15 protein-coding genes and 1 riboswitch are annotated in these 13,025 nt (G+C 66.6%); of the genes, 3 read left to right on the top strand and 12 right to left on the bottom strand.

The window, feature by feature from the left end:
• Positions 1-30: 30 nt before the first annotated feature.
• The 3 genes from ACIGJG_RS01120 to ACIGJG_RS01110 all read right to left on the bottom strand — a co-directional run bounded on the left by ACIGJG_RS01120 (position 31) and on the right by ACIGJG_RS01110 (position 3,994).
• Positions 31-720 carry a glutathione S-transferase family protein gene (locus ACIGJG_RS01120; protein WP_011296411.1) on the bottom strand — a complete coding sequence of 230 codons (690 nt, stop codon included), beginning with the start codon at positions 718-720 and terminating at the stop codon, positions 31-33.
• 207 nt (positions 721-927) lie between these two features.
• Entirely contained in the window at positions 928-1,950 is a 1,023-nt protein-coding gene (locus ACIGJG_RS01115) for a complex I NDUFA9 subunit family protein (protein ID WP_011296410.1), read from the bottom strand.
• A gap of 82 nt (positions 1,951-2,032) precedes the next feature.
• Positions 2,033-3,994: a lytic transglycosylase domain-containing protein gene (locus ACIGJG_RS01110; RefSeq protein ID WP_011296409.1), complete on the bottom strand. Its 1,962-nt coding sequence runs from the start codon at positions 3,992-3,994 to the stop codon at positions 2,033-2,035.
• Positions 3,995-4,085: 91 nt separating this feature from the next.
• Here ACIGJG_RS01110 and ACIGJG_RS01105 point away from each other — a divergent pair, with 91 nt between their 5' ends.
• Positions 4,086-4,676 (top strand): 5-formyltetrahydrofolate cyclo-ligase, encoded by a 591-nt coding sequence (locus ACIGJG_RS01105; protein ID WP_011296408.1) that lies wholly within the window; start codon positions 4,086-4,088, stop codon positions 4,674-4,676.
• Positions 4,677-4,713: 37 nt separating this feature from the next.
• Here the strand turns inward: ACIGJG_RS01105 and ACIGJG_RS01100 are convergent, their stop codons facing one another.
• The 5 genes from ACIGJG_RS01100 to ahcY all read right to left on the bottom strand — a co-directional run bounded on the left by ACIGJG_RS01100 (position 4,714) and on the right by ahcY (position 8,585).
• On the bottom strand, positions 4,714-5,457 hold the full coding sequence (locus ACIGJG_RS01100; protein ID WP_011296407.1) for a Mut7-C RNAse domain-containing protein: 744 nt from the start codon (positions 5,455-5,457) through the stop codon (positions 4,714-4,716).
• A gap of 37 nt (positions 5,458-5,494) precedes the next feature.
• Positions 5,495-5,857: a TfoX/Sxy family protein gene (locus ACIGJG_RS01095; RefSeq protein WP_483672664.1), complete on the bottom strand. Its 363-nt coding sequence runs from the start codon at positions 5,855-5,857 to the stop codon at positions 5,495-5,497.
• Positions 5,858-5,859: 2 nt separating this feature from the next.
• Positions 5,860-6,690 carry a methylenetetrahydrofolate reductase [NAD(P)H] gene (metF, locus tag ACIGJG_RS01090; protein ID WP_011296405.1) on the bottom strand — a complete coding sequence of 277 codons (831 nt, stop codon included), beginning with the start codon at positions 6,688-6,690 and terminating at the stop codon, positions 5,860-5,862.
• A 60-nt stretch (positions 6,691-6,750) separates the two neighbouring features.
• On the bottom strand, positions 6,751-7,101 hold the full coding sequence (locus ACIGJG_RS01085; protein ID WP_011296404.1) for a phage holin family protein: 351 nt from the start codon (positions 7,099-7,101) through the stop codon (positions 6,751-6,753).
• A gap of 65 nt (positions 7,102-7,166) precedes the next feature.
• Positions 7,167-8,585 (bottom strand): adenosylhomocysteinase, encoded by a 1,419-nt coding sequence (gene ahcY / locus ACIGJG_RS01080; RefSeq protein WP_011296403.1) that lies wholly within the window; start codon positions 8,583-8,585, stop codon positions 7,167-7,169.
• Between the two features lie 121 nt (positions 8,586-8,706).
• Positions 8,707-8,788, bottom strand: a riboswitch (S-adenosyl-L-homocysteine riboswitch).
• 71 nt (positions 8,789-8,859) lie between these two features.
• Here ahcY and thiD point away from each other — a divergent pair.
• Positions 8,860-9,696: a bifunctional hydroxymethylpyrimidine kinase/phosphomethylpyrimidine kinase gene (gene thiD / locus ACIGJG_RS01075; RefSeq protein WP_049796439.1), complete on the top strand. Its 837-nt coding sequence runs from the start codon at positions 8,860-8,862 to the stop codon at positions 9,694-9,696.
• A gap of 11 nt (positions 9,697-9,707) precedes the next feature.
• Positions 9,708-10,139, top strand: a complete 432-nt coding sequence (locus tag ACIGJG_RS01070) for a PGDYG domain-containing protein (RefSeq protein WP_011296401.1) — start codon at positions 9,708-9,710, stop codon at positions 10,137-10,139.
• Here the strand turns inward: ACIGJG_RS01070 and ACIGJG_RS01065 are convergent, their stop codons facing one another.
• The 4 genes from ACIGJG_RS01065 to thiS form a co-directional block, all read right to left on the bottom strand.
• A complete protein-coding gene (locus ACIGJG_RS01065; RefSeq protein WP_011296400.1) occupies positions 10,140-10,589 on the bottom strand; it encodes a PaaI family thioesterase in 450 nt (149 codons plus the stop codon).
• Positions 10,590-10,851: 262 nt separating this feature from the next.
• Positions 10,852-11,988, bottom strand: a complete 1,137-nt coding sequence (locus ACIGJG_RS01060) for a thiamine phosphate synthase (RefSeq protein ID WP_140949355.1) — start codon at positions 11,986-11,988, stop codon at positions 10,852-10,854.
• Positions 11,985-12,821, bottom strand: coding sequence for a thiazole synthase (locus ACIGJG_RS01055; RefSeq protein WP_011296398.1), 837 nt, complete (start codon positions 12,819-12,821; stop codon positions 11,985-11,987). The genes ACIGJG_RS01060 and ACIGJG_RS01055 overlap by 4 nt, the downstream gene beginning before the upstream one ends.
• Positions 12,822-12,826: 5 nt before the next feature.
• Positions 12,827-13,024 (bottom strand): sulfur carrier protein ThiS, encoded by a 198-nt coding sequence (gene thiS, locus ACIGJG_RS01050; RefSeq protein WP_011296397.1) that lies wholly within the window; start codon positions 13,022-13,024, stop codon positions 12,827-12,829.
• Position 13,025 lies beyond the last annotated feature (1 nt).

The following is a 13,025-nucleotide window of genomic DNA, read 5'->3' as shown; positions in this document are numbered from 1 at the left end:
TCTCGCTGTGTTCCGCCGCTGACGCGGCGCTCAGTGGTTGATGATTATCGCATCGGCGCGGTCCGGGGCCAGGCGATACGGCTCGTCGTCAGCCAGGAAATCGCGCTCTTCGCGAGCATCGGCAATCCACTCCTGCACAGCCGGCAATTCGAGGATGAAGTCCGCGTAGGCCTTGGCCGCCTCCGGCAGGTGAACGCCGTACGTCGCGAAGCGGGAGACCACCGGCGCGTAATAGGCATCGGCCACCGTAAAGGCGCCGAACAGGAACGGGCCCGCGTCGCCATGGCGCGTGCGCAGGTCCGTCCAGATCTGCGCGATGCGGTCGACGTCGCGCTGCACGGAGACGTTCCAGCCGCAGCCGGGCAGCACCGCGGTCACGTTCATCGGCATCTGGTTGCGCAGGTTGGTGAAGCCGGCGTGCATCTCGGCGCAAACCGAGCGCGCATGCGCGCGCGCGGCGCGGTCAGCGGGCCAGAGCGCCTTTTCGGGGAAACGCTCGGCCAGGTATTCCGCGATCGACAGCGTGTCCCACACCGCGATGTCGCCATCGATGAGCACCGGGACCTTGCCGGCCGGCGAATACTGCGCGATCTCCGCGGCAAAGCTTTCTACGAACAGTCGCACCTTCACTTCTTCGAACTCAATGCCGGCCTGGCGCATCAGCAGCCACGGGCGGAGCGACCAGGACGAGTAATTCTTGTTGCCGATGACGAGCTTCATCGCGAAATCCTTGGGGGAGGAAGGGATGGAGAATGGCCGCCGGACAGCGGCATTGCCTGACCGGAGCCGGACAGCCGCCGCTTGAGGAACGGTGTGCCAAACCGATCATTTTGCCAGCGCGGCGTTCGCTCTCAAAGTGAAAAGGACTCGCAACGGCTGCGAATCCCGATCACATAGAAGCAAGCGCGGCGTTGCGAGCCGGGTCCGCTACCGATGCACGCTCGCGCGCATGACCGTGAGCTGGGCATCACGGGTGCGCCCGGCCAGCACGTCTGTCATCACGGCTTCCAGCCCGACCGGATGCAGGCCGAGTTCGCTCGCCATGGGCCCGTGCAGCACGTTGTCGAACTGCATCGAATCGAGGTTGTCGCGCGAGAGCAGCGTATCGCCCGGCATGTGCTCCATCACTGCGGCCTGCACGCGTGCCAGCGCGTCGGGCAATGCGATCACCGGGCGCGGGTGTCCCGATGCGCGGCCCGCAAAGCGCACCAGTTCTTCCAGCGTGTACACCGTGGGGCCGCCGAGGTCATAGCCATGTCCGATGGTCGCGGGCGTAACCATGGCGTTGACGAAGGCCTGCACCACATCCAGTACGTAGATCGGCTGGAAGCGCGCATGCGCGCAGGCCAGCGGCACCACCGGCGCGATCTCCTGCATATGCGCGAACAGGTTGAGGAAGTGGTCGTCGGGACCAAAGACTACGGAGGGGCGGAACACAGTCCAGTCCAGGCCGCTGTCGCGCACCAGCCGTTCGCCGTCGCCCTTGCTGCGCTGATACATCGACGGACCGCGGCTGTCCGCGCCCAGCGCGCTCATATGGAGCAGCCGGCGGACGCCGGTGCGCAGGCACGAACCCACCACCTGCTCGACGATTTCGACATGGGCAGCCGCGAACTCGGGCCCGTACGGGTCACCACGCTCGCCGTGCAGCACCCCGACCAGGTTGACGACAATGCCGTCCGTGCCGAGCGGGCCAATCGCATCGTCGAGCGCCGCATTGTCGGCCAGACCGAGTTCCACCACCTCCACACGCGGCAACAGCAGCAGATGCTGCGCATGCTCCACGTTGCGCGTGCCGATCACGATGCGTTCGGGTGCGATGGGGGAATCTGGATTGGAGCCCGGTTCAAGCGGCGCGCCGGACGCCGAGGCGGCACCGGCCAGCCGGGAAGCGAGATGGCTGCCGATAAACCCGGCGCCACCGACGATGAGGACGTTGCTGGTCTGCATGGATGCCTCCGTGCGAGGAAAACGGCACGTGGCGGCAGACCGGCCATGGCACGCGCCCCGGAAAGGCGGGGCGCGCACGCGTTCACGGCAGGCTGGTGGTGGTCACCGCCGACGGTGCAACCTGGCCCAGGCGCGACTTCAGTGACTGAGGCTGGCCGCTCATCAATGCAGCATAGTACGTAGCGTTGGAAAGCACATTCTTCACGTACGTGCGCGTTTCGTTGAACGGAATGGTCTCGGCGAAGATCGCGCCTTCGACCGGCCGCGTCAGCGTACTGCGCCAGGCCTTGGGCCGCCCCGGACCGGCGTTGTAAGCGGCCGACGCCAGCGTCCACGAGCTGTCGAGATCAGTCAGCACCATGCTCAGGTAATTGGTGCCCAGCACGATGTTGATGTTGGGATCACCCATCATCGATGGCGAGAAGTCGGCCATGCCGATCTTGCGCGCCACGTACTTTGCCGTCGCCGGCATCACCTGCATCAGCCCATGCGCGCCCGCCGACGAACGCGCACTCATGATGAAGCGCGATTCCTGGCGGATCAGGCCGTAGGCCCATGCCATGTCGAGGCCGACATCGTCGGTCGCGCGCTGCATGAGGTCGCGATACGGCATCGGGAAGCGTAGCGAGAAGTCATGCTCGGCGCGCGTGCGGTCCGCCGTGTTGACGGTGCGGTCCAGCAATTCGACGCGGCGTGCGTACTCGGCCGCAGCCAGCAGCTCGCGGTCGCTCATGCCGCGCAGTTCCCAGTTCCATTCCCGCGTGCCTTCAAAACGCAGGTTCATGTTGTAGAGCTTCTGCGCGCGCTGGAAGCCCGCACGGCTGCGCATGGTCATGGCCTCGGCATCGCTCACAGTGGTGCGCGCCGGCAGCGTGATGCGGTTGCCGAGTTCTTCGCTGGCGAGCTGGCCATAGAAATTGAACTGGCCCGCGATCTGCTGGTACTGCTGCTGTGCCTCGGCGTCGCGGCCATCCGCCTTCAGCGAGCGGCCGTACCAATAGGTCCAGGCCGGGTCCTTGGCGCGCAATTCGGGCCGCATCATCTCGATGGCCTGGCGCACCTGCTTCCAGTCGCCCTGCCGCAGCGCCGCGCGCACGCGCCACTCCTGCGACTCGTCCGACATCCACTGGTTGCCGCCCAGGTCCATCTGGCGGCGGTAGTAGAAGGCGGCATCGGGCAACAGCTTCTTGGCCGCGTACTGACCGATCACTCCCCAAGCCGCACCCTGTTCATCGCGCGACAGGCTGCCGCCGCTTGCTGTCAGATAGGCCACGGCCTGCGACGGATCATTGCGCGCCATCTTGACGATAGTCGCCAGCGTGTCGCTGTCCACGCGCGCATCGGGCACTGTGGCCGCGATCCTGCCGGCCAGCGTGACGAGGTTCTGTTCCAGCGCCTGGCGCGCCTGGAACGCGACATCGCTGCGCTGGATCTGCTGGCTCTGCACGAGATAGCCGATCAGGTCGACGCAGCCTTCGCCGTAGTAGCGCACATCGCTGAGCACGTTGCGCGTATCGGCCGCCACATTCTGCCCCTTGAGCGCGCGCGACAGCAGCGCGTAGCACTCGACCTGCGTGTCGTCCTTGAGCACGAACTGCGGATACTCCGCATCAAAGTTGGCCCAGTCGCGCTTCTTGCCGAGCACCAGCAGCCAGTCGTTGCGCATGCGGTCGGCAATGGCCTGACCCTTGTAGCGTTGCAGGAACGCGCGCACCTGGTCGTCCGGCGCATCGATGCGAGCCAGTCCGCTGCCGTCGAACATCTGCGGCTTGATGCGGAAATATTCGACGTACGACGGGATCGGGTAGTCGACCAGCGTCGCCGAAATGGCGTACGCACGCTCGACGTCGTTCTTGCGCGCGGCTTCGCGCAGCGCAACGAATGCGTCGTCGGGATCGGACGGGATCACCGGCGCGGCCTGCACGCGCGGCGCAGCCTGCTGCTGCGGGCGCTTTTGCGCGAGCGCGGGGGTGGAAAGCACGGCACACGCCACGGCGACCGATGCGGCCTGCCCAGCACGCCGCAGATATACTGCCTTCAGCATTCTTAGCTTCCTTATTGTGACGTCAGACGGCGCCAGCTTTGCACGCTGCCACCGTCAATTATTGGTTTGATTGCAGGCATTATCCCACGCCATGTCAGCCCCTTCTCCGCCTTCCCCGCCACCTGACAGCGCCGCCGCAGAAGACCGCCGCGCGCTGCGCGCGCGCCTGTTGGCGCAGCGCGCCGCCGTGGCGGACCGCGCCGATGCCGACGAGCGCATCGCCGCCGGCCTGCTGCCGTTGCTCGAACGGCTGGCCATCCGTTGCCTCGGTTTCTACTGGCCGATCCAGCAGGAATTCGATGCACGCGGCGTCGTGACACAGTGGCTGTCGGCGGACACCAGCCGCCGCGCCGCGCTGCCCGCGGTCAGCCGCCCCGGCGCGCCGCTCGACTTCCACCTGTGGACACCGGACACGCCGATGACCAAAGGCCACTACGGCATTCCGGTACCGGACGGCACCGACGCAGCGCAGCCCGATGCGTTGCTGATTCCCTGTGTCGGTTTCAGCCCCGATAAGTTCCGCCTCGGCTACGGCGGCGGCTTCTACGACCGCACGCTGGCGGCCATGTCCGGGTTCCCCGTGGCTATCGGCATCGGTTTCGAAGCCTGCCGCATCGCGCTGCAAGCGCAGGAGCACGACCTGCCGATGGACTGGATCGTCAGCGAGGCTGGCGTGTTCTGACGCTGACTAACGGTGAAACCGCGCGGGGCTTGAGGGCTCAGCCCGCGCAGACGAGCTCGTCCACGAGCGCGCGCATGCAGCGCCAGTGCGAGCCTTCCCAGAACACGCGCCGGCAGCCATCGCAGGTGACGAAGCGGTCGTGGCGTTCGAGCACGGCAGGCGGCACGCGGTCCGCCACGACATCGCGCGCCACCGGTTGCAGCGGTACGTTGCAGTCCAGGCAGAGCGAGAACGGCCTGGCGCTGCGAGCCAGGTCGAGCCGTTGAAAGATCTCGCGCACCTGCGGCGTGGACTTGATCGCGCGCACATAGCAGCCGTGCGTAATGCCGCGGCGCTTGAGCAGCTCGCGATCGCGCGTCAGCACGATGCGGCCTTCGCGCTCGGCAATGCGCTCGATCTCGCTGTCTTCGAAGTGGTTGTCGTAAAGCGTGTCGAAACCCATCATGCGCAGCAGGTGGGCCAGCCCGCCAAGATGGGCATCGGCCACGAAGCGCATGATCCGCAGCGGATGCGCGCGTACCCGCAGCAACGGGGAAACATCGAGCGATTCAAATTTGGGATAGACCGAGACGCGGTCGCCGTCCTCGAGCATGCGGTCGAAGCCTGACGACTCGCCATTGACGAGAATCAGCTCCACCTCGGTATGCGGCACGCCCAGTGCCTCGATCATGTGCTTGACCGTGGCGGCGCGCGCGCACGGGCACGACAGGTCACGCCTGCGCTGGTCCGGCGCAAGAAAGTCGTTCAGCTCCTCGTAGAAGCGGAAGGTAGCGGTGACCATGGGCCAGAGTATGACACCGTTGGCCCCGTGGCGCGGCTCAGCCCTTCTGGTTCGCCAGCCGCAGCGCGGCCTCCACGGCCATCTGCGCCCACGGCGTCATCGCGGCCGGCGATTCCAGGCACTCCGCCGGCAGGCTCAGGTAGTGCCGCAACGCCACCTCGCCCCGGGAGGACTGGTAGCGGAACGTATGGCTGCTCTCGGCCTCGAAACGCGGCAGCGTCTTGTCATCGGCCTTGAGGTAGCACTGGCCATCGCTGACCAGCGCGAACATCAGCCCGTCATAGAACAGGCCATGCCCACCGAACATGCGTCGCGCGGAAATAGCGCCGATGCGCGCCCCCAGCGGCCCCATCAGTTCGAGCAGGTGCTCGATGAAGGGATCAGGTCGGCGCGCGGCCACGCTCAGAGCTTCAGGCGCTGCCAGATCGCCTTGGTGGCGCCGGCCGCGTTGAGCGTGTAGAAATGCAGGCCCGGCACGCCGCCGGCCAGCAGCCGTTCGCACAGTGCCGTGACCACGTCCAGCCCAAACGCGCGGATCGACTCGCGGTCATCGCCGAAGCTCTCCAGCCGCTTGGCCACCCAGCGCGGCACTTCCGAGCCGCACATGTCAGAGAAGCGCATGAGCTGCGAGTAGTTGGTGATCGGCATGATGCCCGGGACGATCGGCACGTCCACGCCCATCGCGCGCGCATCGTCGACGAAGCGAAAGTACGCGTCGGCGTTGAAGAAGTACTGCGTGATGGCGGAGTTCGCGCCGGCCTTCACCTTGCGCACGAAGTTCTCCAGGTCGTGGCGCGGCGATTTTGCCTGCGGATGGTATTCCGGATAGGCCGCCACTTCGATCTGGAACCAGTCGCCGGTCTCGGCGCGGATGAACTCCACCAGTTCGTTGGCGTAGCGGAATTCGCCGATCTCGCCCATGCCCGACGGCATGTCGCCGCGCAGCGCCACGATATGGCGGATGCCACCGTCGCGGTACTGCTGCAGGATTTCGCGGATGCTCTCGCGCGACGAGCCCACGCACGACAGGTGCGGCGCGGCTTCGATGCCTTCGCGCTGGATTTCCAGCACGGTATCGAGCGTGCCCTGCTGTGTGGTGCCGCCGGCGCCGAACGTCACCGAGATGTACTTCGGGTTGAGCGGGGCGAGCTGCGCACGCGTGTTGCGCAGCTTCTCGGCGCCCTCCGCCGTCTTCGGCGGGAAGAATTCAAAACTGTAGTAGCGGTCTTGCATGATGGTGGCGCGCTGCGTTGGCACAGCGCGCTTGGTAGGACCCGCGGTAGTGCGCGGCCGTCAGGCCGCGCGTTCGCCCAGCAGCAGGCTGGACAGCAGCCACGAGATCACGCTGTACAGGATGGAGCCCAGCAGAGCCGCCCCGAAACCGCCGACCGAGAAGCCCGACAGCAGGTTGCCGACGAACAGGAACAGCAGCGCGTTAATCACGAAGATGAACAGCCCCAGCGTCAGCACTGTCACCGGCAACGTCAGGATCACCAGGATCGGCCGGATCAGCGTATTGACCAGGCCCAGCACCAGCGCGGCCAGCATCGCCGAGCCGAAGCTTTTGAGGTGGATCGACGGCAGGATGTACGGCAGCACGAACAGCGACACGGCGTTGATGATCCAGACGATCAGCAGTCTCATGACGGCTCCTTGGAATCGGTTTCTCCCCTCTCCCGCAAGCGGGAGAGGGGTGCGCGGCAACGGTATCAATAACGGTAGTGATCGGCCTTGTACGGGCCTTCCTTCTTCACGCCGATGTACGCGGCCTGCTGCTCGGTCAGCTCGGTCAGCTGCGCGTTCAGCTTGCGCAGTTGCAGGCGGGCGACCTTTTCATCCAGGTGCTTCGGCAGCGTGTAGACACCCACGGGGTACTTGCCGCTGTCGCGCTCTTGCCAGAGTTCGATCTGCGCGATGGTCTGGTTGGCGAACGACGAGCTCATCACGTACGACGGGTGGCCCGTGGCGCAGCCCAGGTTCACCAGGCGGCCCTTGGCCAGGATGATGATCTTCTTGCCGTCCGGGAACTTGACGTGGTCAACCTGCGGCTTGATCTCGTCCCACTCGTACTTCTCGATCGACGCGATGTCGATCTCGTTGTCGAAGTGGCCGATATTGCAGACGATGGCCTGGTCCTTCATCCTGGCCATGTGGTCATGCGTAATGACGTGGTAGTTGCCGGTGCAGGTCACGAAGATGTCGCCGTGTTCGGCAGCGTAGTCCATGGTCACCACGCGGTAGCCTTCCATGGCAGCCTGGAGCGCGCAGATGGGGTCGATTTCGGTGACCCACACTTGTGCCGACAGCGCGCGCAGCGCCTGCGCGCTGCCCTTGCCCACGTCGCCGTAGCCGGCCACGATGGCGATCTTGCCGGCGATCATCACATCGGTGGCGCGCTTGATGCCGTCCACCAGCGACTCGCGGCAGCCGTACAGGTTGTCGAACTTGCTCTTGGTGACCGAGTCGTTGACGTTGATGGCCGGGAACTTGAGGTCGCCCTTTTGCGCCATCTGGTACAGGCGGTGCACGCCGGTCGTGGTTTCCTCGGTCACGCCGCGGATGGCGGCCAGGTTGCGGCTGTACCACGACGGGTCCTTGGCCAGCTTTTCCTTGATCGCCGCGAACAGGAAGGTCTCTTCCTCGCTGCCGGGGTTGGCGATCAGCGAAGCGTCCTTCTCGGCCTTGGCGCCCAGGTGCAGCAGCAGCGTGGCATCGCCGCCGTCGTCCAGGATCATGTTCGGGGTGCCACCGTCGACCCAGTCGAAGATGCGGTGCGTGAAGTCCCAGTATTCCTTGAGCGACTCGCCCTTGAACGCGAACACGGGCGTGCCGCCCGCGGCGATCGCGGCAGCGGCGTGGTCCTGCGTCGAGAAGATGTTGCACGAGGCCCAGCGCACGTCGGCGCCGAGCGCCTTGAGCGTCTCGATCAGCACGGCGGTCTGGATCGTCATGTGCAGCGAACCGGCAATGCGCGCGCCCTTGAGCGGCTGAGCGGCGGCGAATTCGTCGCGGATTGCCATCAGGCCCGGCATTTCGGTCTCGGCGATGGCGATTTCCTTGCGGCCCCAGCCGGCCAAACTGATGTCGGCGACGAGGTAGTCTTGCTTGAGGTCGGTCACGGCGTTCATGTATCACTCCCGGTGAAGAGTGGATGACGGTGACGGGCGGAGATCAGGCCGCGCTTCCCATATGCATGGATGCCATGCGTGAAGCGGGCGGATAGGTCGACTCGCCACCGTGCAAACCACGGATCAGCGAGCGCCGTTGAAGACAGTCCGAGCCTGGCGGAGGGCATGTTACGCCACGATCCGTTGCAACGCTCCTCGGAGTGGCGGTATTGTAGCCTGCCCGGCGTGGACCCGCACAATGGCCACCGGCATTTTTTTCCGCTATTTCCTTGACATGACCCCGACACCACCCCGCACCCTCACCATCGCAGGTTCCGACTCGGGCGGCGGCGCCGGCATCCAGGCCGACCTCAAGACGTTTTCGGCACTCGGCTGCTTCGGCATGAGCGCCATCACCGCGATCACGGCCCAGAACACGCTGGGCGTGACGGGCGTGCATGCGATTCCGGCCGATATGGTCACCGCGCAGATCGATGCGGTCGCCTCGGATATCGGCGTCGATGCCGCCAAGACAGGCATGCTCGGCACCGCAGCCATTGTCGAGGCCGTGGCCGCGGCAGCGGACCGCCACGGCATCCGCAAGCTCGTGGTTGACCCCGTGATGATCTCCACCTCGGGCGCGACGCTCTCGGATAACGCTACCAGCCAGGCCATGGTGCGCCTGCTGTTCCCGCGTGCCGTGCTGGTGACGCCCAACCTCCCCGAGGCCTCCTACCTGCTGGGGCGGCCGATCACGCGCCGTGCCGAGATGGAACAGGCCGCCGCCGACCTGATCGCGCTGGGCTGCCCCGCAGTGCTGCTAAAGGGCGGCCACCTCGATGACGATGGCCCCGCGAGCGTTGCCAGCGGACTGGACGATCTGCTGATGCTGGCCGACGGCACCGTGCGCGTCTTTACGCACCCGCGCATCGACACGAAGAACCTGCACGGTACCGGCTGCACGCTGGCTGCGGCCATCGCCGCACAACTGGCACGCGGCGACGCGCTGGAAGAGGCCGTCAGCAAGGGACTGGACTTTGTGGCGCAGGCGATCGCCGCAGGCGCCGGCCTCGAACTCGGTGCGGGCAACGGCCCGCTCAACCACGCCTTCGCACCGCGCGTGCTGGGCTGAACGGAGACGACATGCAGCTATCCGACATCGACCTGCGCGAAGACCCTGCCGCCGCGCGCTACGTCAAGGAAGAGCAGGTACAGGTGATGTTTGCCGCCAAAGCCGGCGAACTGGAGAGCCGCGAAGGCCCCAACCGCTACCGCGTCGGCGATGCCATCGTCACCGGCGCGACCGGCGACCGCTGGGTCGTCTCGCGTGAACGCTTCGATCCGAAGTACGTGGCATTGGAGCCGTCTGCCCACGGCCAGGATGGCCCCTACCGCAACAAGCCGGTACCCGTGCTGGCCCGGCGCATGGAAGAGGCGTTCAGCATCGCGCGCTCGGACGGCGGCGATGTGCTGCACGGCAAGCCGGGCGACTGGCTGATGCAGTACGCGCCCGGCGACTACGGCATCACCGAGCAGAAGCGATTCGCAGCGGTCTACCGGCGCCTGCCGGACTGATCAGTTGCCGCCGCTGGACAGCGGCACGAGCTTGAAGGCCGCGCGGGCCACGCATACCACGGTGCCCGAGGCGTCCTTCACCTCACCCTCGCAAAACGCGATGCGTGCGCCCCGGCGCATGCAGCGGGCTTCGAGCGTCAGCTCGCCGCGCGCCGCCGCCAGGAAATGTGTGGACATATCGATCGTGATCACGCCCGTTTCCGTGGGCGCGTGCGAACGCGCCGCGCCGCTCAGCGTGAAATCCAGCGTCGCCATCAGCGTGCCGCCGTGCACGTCGCCGCGGCTGTTCACAAGCTGCGGATGCGCGGGCAGGCGCGTGCGGCAATAGCCCTCCTCGATCAGCTCCGGCTGCAGGCCGAAGTAGCGCATCAGCGGGACATCGATGCCGAAATACGGTTTTTCAAGCGTGCCGGGCGCGGCGGGGATGATTTCGGGGATGGGGGTGGACATGATGGGCGCGAGGTGATTGGCCGGGAATGCTGTGCGACATGATAGCGGCGGGGTCGGGATTGGTTCCGGCGCCTGGGCGAATGTCGCACAAATGTTGGAGCATTGCGCATCCGAGGTTCACTGAAGCTTCGGGCATGCTGACCACGCGAGAACAGCGCAAGCAGGTCGATATCCGGGAACAGCGCAGTTGCAGCCAGATCGCGGCGAGAACATGCGGCACGTCGTCCGCCGTGGCCTGGCGGACGACGAAGGGGGCCGGCGCTTACGCTGCCGGGAAAAGGCTGATCAGGTGTGCGACGGCCGCCGGGACATCGTCGGCTTCAGTGATCGCACGGACCACCGCAGCGCTGCCGACGCCCACCGCCAGCACCTGCCCCATATTGGAAGCATTCACCCCCCCAATACCCACCAACGACGGAATCACTGGCTGCATCACCTTCGCATACGCCCGGAACCGCCCCATCCCCTGCGGCGCCGTAGGCATCACCTTGGTAGTCGTCGGGAAGATCGCGCCCAACGCCAGATAGCTAGGCCGAATCGCCGCCACGCGCAGCATCTCCGCATAGCCATGCGTCGACACGCCGAGCCTGAGCCCCGAAGCGCGCAGCGCATCAAGATCCGCATTGTCGAGGTCTTCCTGACCGAGGTGGATGCCATAGATGCCGCTGTCGCCGCCAGCGGCGGCGTGCAATTCAACAGCCACCTGCCAGTGGTCGTTGATGAACAGCCGGGACTGCGATCCCTTTGCAGCCTGCGCGGCACGCGCGATTTCCGCGCGCACGGCGGCCGGGTCATCCGACTTGAAGCGCAGCTGCACCGTCGGAACGCCCAGCGGCACCAGGCGTTCGATCCATTCGGCGCTCGGCACCACGGCGTAGAGGCCCAGTGCCGGCGGGCACGGCGCGAAGGCTTGCGTAGCGGCTTCCGGCGCCACCAGCGCGGCATGGCGCACGCGCGGGAAGCGCTCGAACTCGGACGGCCATTCCGCCGACCCCGGCCGCCACGCACGTGCGAGGCACAGTGCGTCATGCGCCGGGAAATGCAGCGACAGACAGGCCAGCAGCACCGCGACAAACGCCGGTGAGTGCGCGTGGTCATCATCAGCGTGCGACGAAAGCACCCACGTGCCCATCGGGGAACGCACGGTGTCGATCCATTGACCGCCTTCGCGATCTGTCTCGATGAGCGTGGCACCGGCGGCCCCAACACGTGCGATCAGGTCGGCATCGGCCTCACCATCCGACAGCAGCACGTCGTGTACGCCGGGGCTGGCGGGCGCATCGGCAAGCCGCCAGGCCTGCCACGGATGATCCGACACGCCGAAGGTCTCGCCGTAGTGTTCAAGCACGGCCTGGCGCAGCGGGCCGTCGCTCGGGGCGTGCACCGCGTGGCGGGTCATGCGCGGTGCTCCGTGTTTTCGGCGTGCCAGAACGGCATGCCGACCACCGGGGTGCTCGCCTGCGCGACTTCGCGCTCGGGCATCGGGCCGGCCAGATAGGCGGTGCGTCCGGCTTCGACGGCCTGCGCGAACGCGCGTGCCATGTTGACCGGATACGCGGCCTGCGCCACAGCGGTGTTCAGCAGCACGCCGTCATAGCCCCACTCCAGCACCTGCGCCGCATGCGACGGCAGACCCAGGCCTGCGTCGACGATCAGCGGGGTGTCCGGCAGGCGTTCGCGCAGTACGCGCATCGCGTGCGGGTTGATGGCGCCACGGCCGGTGCCGATCGGCGCGGCCCACGGCATCAGTGCCTGGCAGCCGACGTCGAGCAGACGGCGGCACAGGACGAGGTCCTCAGTGCAGTACGGCAGCACCTTGAAGCCTTCCTTGATCAGCGTTTCGGCCACGTCGGGCAGGTTCAGCGTGTCGGGCTGCAGCGTGTAGTCGTCGCCGATCAGCTCGAGCTTGATCCAGTCGGTCTCGAACACCTCGCGCGCCATCATGGCGGTGTTGACCACTTCCTGCGGCGTGAAACAGCCGGCGGTGTTCGGCAGCACGGGCACGCCGAGCGCCTTGAGCATCTGCCAGAAGGCCTGGCCACCCTCGCCTTCGCCCACCGCGCCCTGGCGGCGCAGTGCCACGGTCACCATGGCCGGGCGCGAAATTTCCACGGCTGCCTGCAGCGTGGCCGGCGACGGATAGCGGGCCGTGCCCAGCAGCAGGCGCGAGTCGAAGGACTCGCCATAGAGCACGAACGGGTCGCGCAGGGTTTCAGTCGGTTCGAATGTCATGGGGGTCAGCCTCCCGTCACGGGTTGGACGAGGTCAATGCGGTCGCCGGCCGCGAGGGGCGTGGCCGCGTGCGCGGCGCGGGGCACGAACTGGCCGTTGACCGCCGCGGCGAACGGCGGAGCAATCTTGGCGGCCACCACCGCGTCCGCGAGCGTGGCGGCGTCGGCGACAACGAAGGGGCGGCCGTTCAACAGGATATCCATG

The organism is Cupriavidus sp. C1SS-2L (genome assembly GCF_057073735.1).
The sequence above is the reverse complement of the archived record's forward strand: the minus strand, read 5'-3'. Positions and strand labels throughout refer to the sequence as shown.

Coding starts and splice junctions, on each gene's coding strand:
- ACIGJG_RS01120 (WP_011296411.1), bottom strand. CDS start 720: ATGAAGCTCGTCATCGGCAACAAGAATTACTCGTCCTGGTCGCTCCGC.
- ACIGJG_RS01115 (WP_011296410.1), bottom strand. CDS start 1,950: ATGCAGACCAGCAACGTCCTCATCGTCGGTGGCGCCGGGTTTATCGGC.
- ACIGJG_RS01110 (WP_011296409.1), bottom strand. CDS start 3,994: ATGCTGAAGGCAGTATATCTGCGGCGTGCTGGGCAGGCCGCATCGGTC.
- ACIGJG_RS01105 (WP_011296408.1), top strand. CDS start 4,086: ATGTCAGCCCCTTCTCCGCCTTCCCCGCCACCTGACAGCGCCGCCGCA.
- ACIGJG_RS01100 (WP_011296407.1), bottom strand. CDS start 5,457: ATGGTCACCGCTACCTTCCGCTTCTACGAGGAGCTGAACGACTTTCTT.
- metF (WP_011296405.1), bottom strand. CDS start 6,690: ATGCAAGACCGCTACTACAGTTTTGAATTCTTCCCGCCGAAGACGGCG.
- ACIGJG_RS01085 (WP_011296404.1), bottom strand. CDS start 7,101: ATGAGACTGCTGATCGTCTGGATCATCAACGCCGTGTCGCTGTTCGTG.
- ahcY (WP_011296403.1), bottom strand. CDS start 8,585: ATGAACGCCGTGACCGACCTCAAGCAAGACTACCTCGTCGCCGACATC.
- thiD (WP_049796439.1), top strand. CDS start 8,860: ATGACCCCGACACCACCCCGCACCCTCACCATCGCAGGTTCCGACTCG.
- ACIGJG_RS01070 (WP_011296401.1), top strand. CDS start 9,708: ATGCAGCTATCCGACATCGACCTGCGCGAAGACCCTGCCGCCGCGCGC.
- ACIGJG_RS01065 (WP_011296400.1), bottom strand. CDS start 10,589: ATGTCCACCCCCATCCCCGAAATCATCCCCGCCGCGCCCGGCACGCTT.
- ACIGJG_RS01060 (WP_140949355.1), bottom strand. CDS start 11,988: ATGACCCGCCACGCGGTGCACGCCCCGAGCGACGGCCCGCTGCGCCAG.
- ACIGJG_RS01055 (WP_011296398.1), bottom strand. CDS start 12,821: ATGACATTCGAACCGACTGAAACCCTGCGCGACCCGTTCGTGCTCTAT.
- thiS (WP_011296397.1), bottom strand. CDS start 13,024: ATGGATATCCTGTTGAACGGCCGCCCCTTCGTTGTCGCCGACGCCGCC.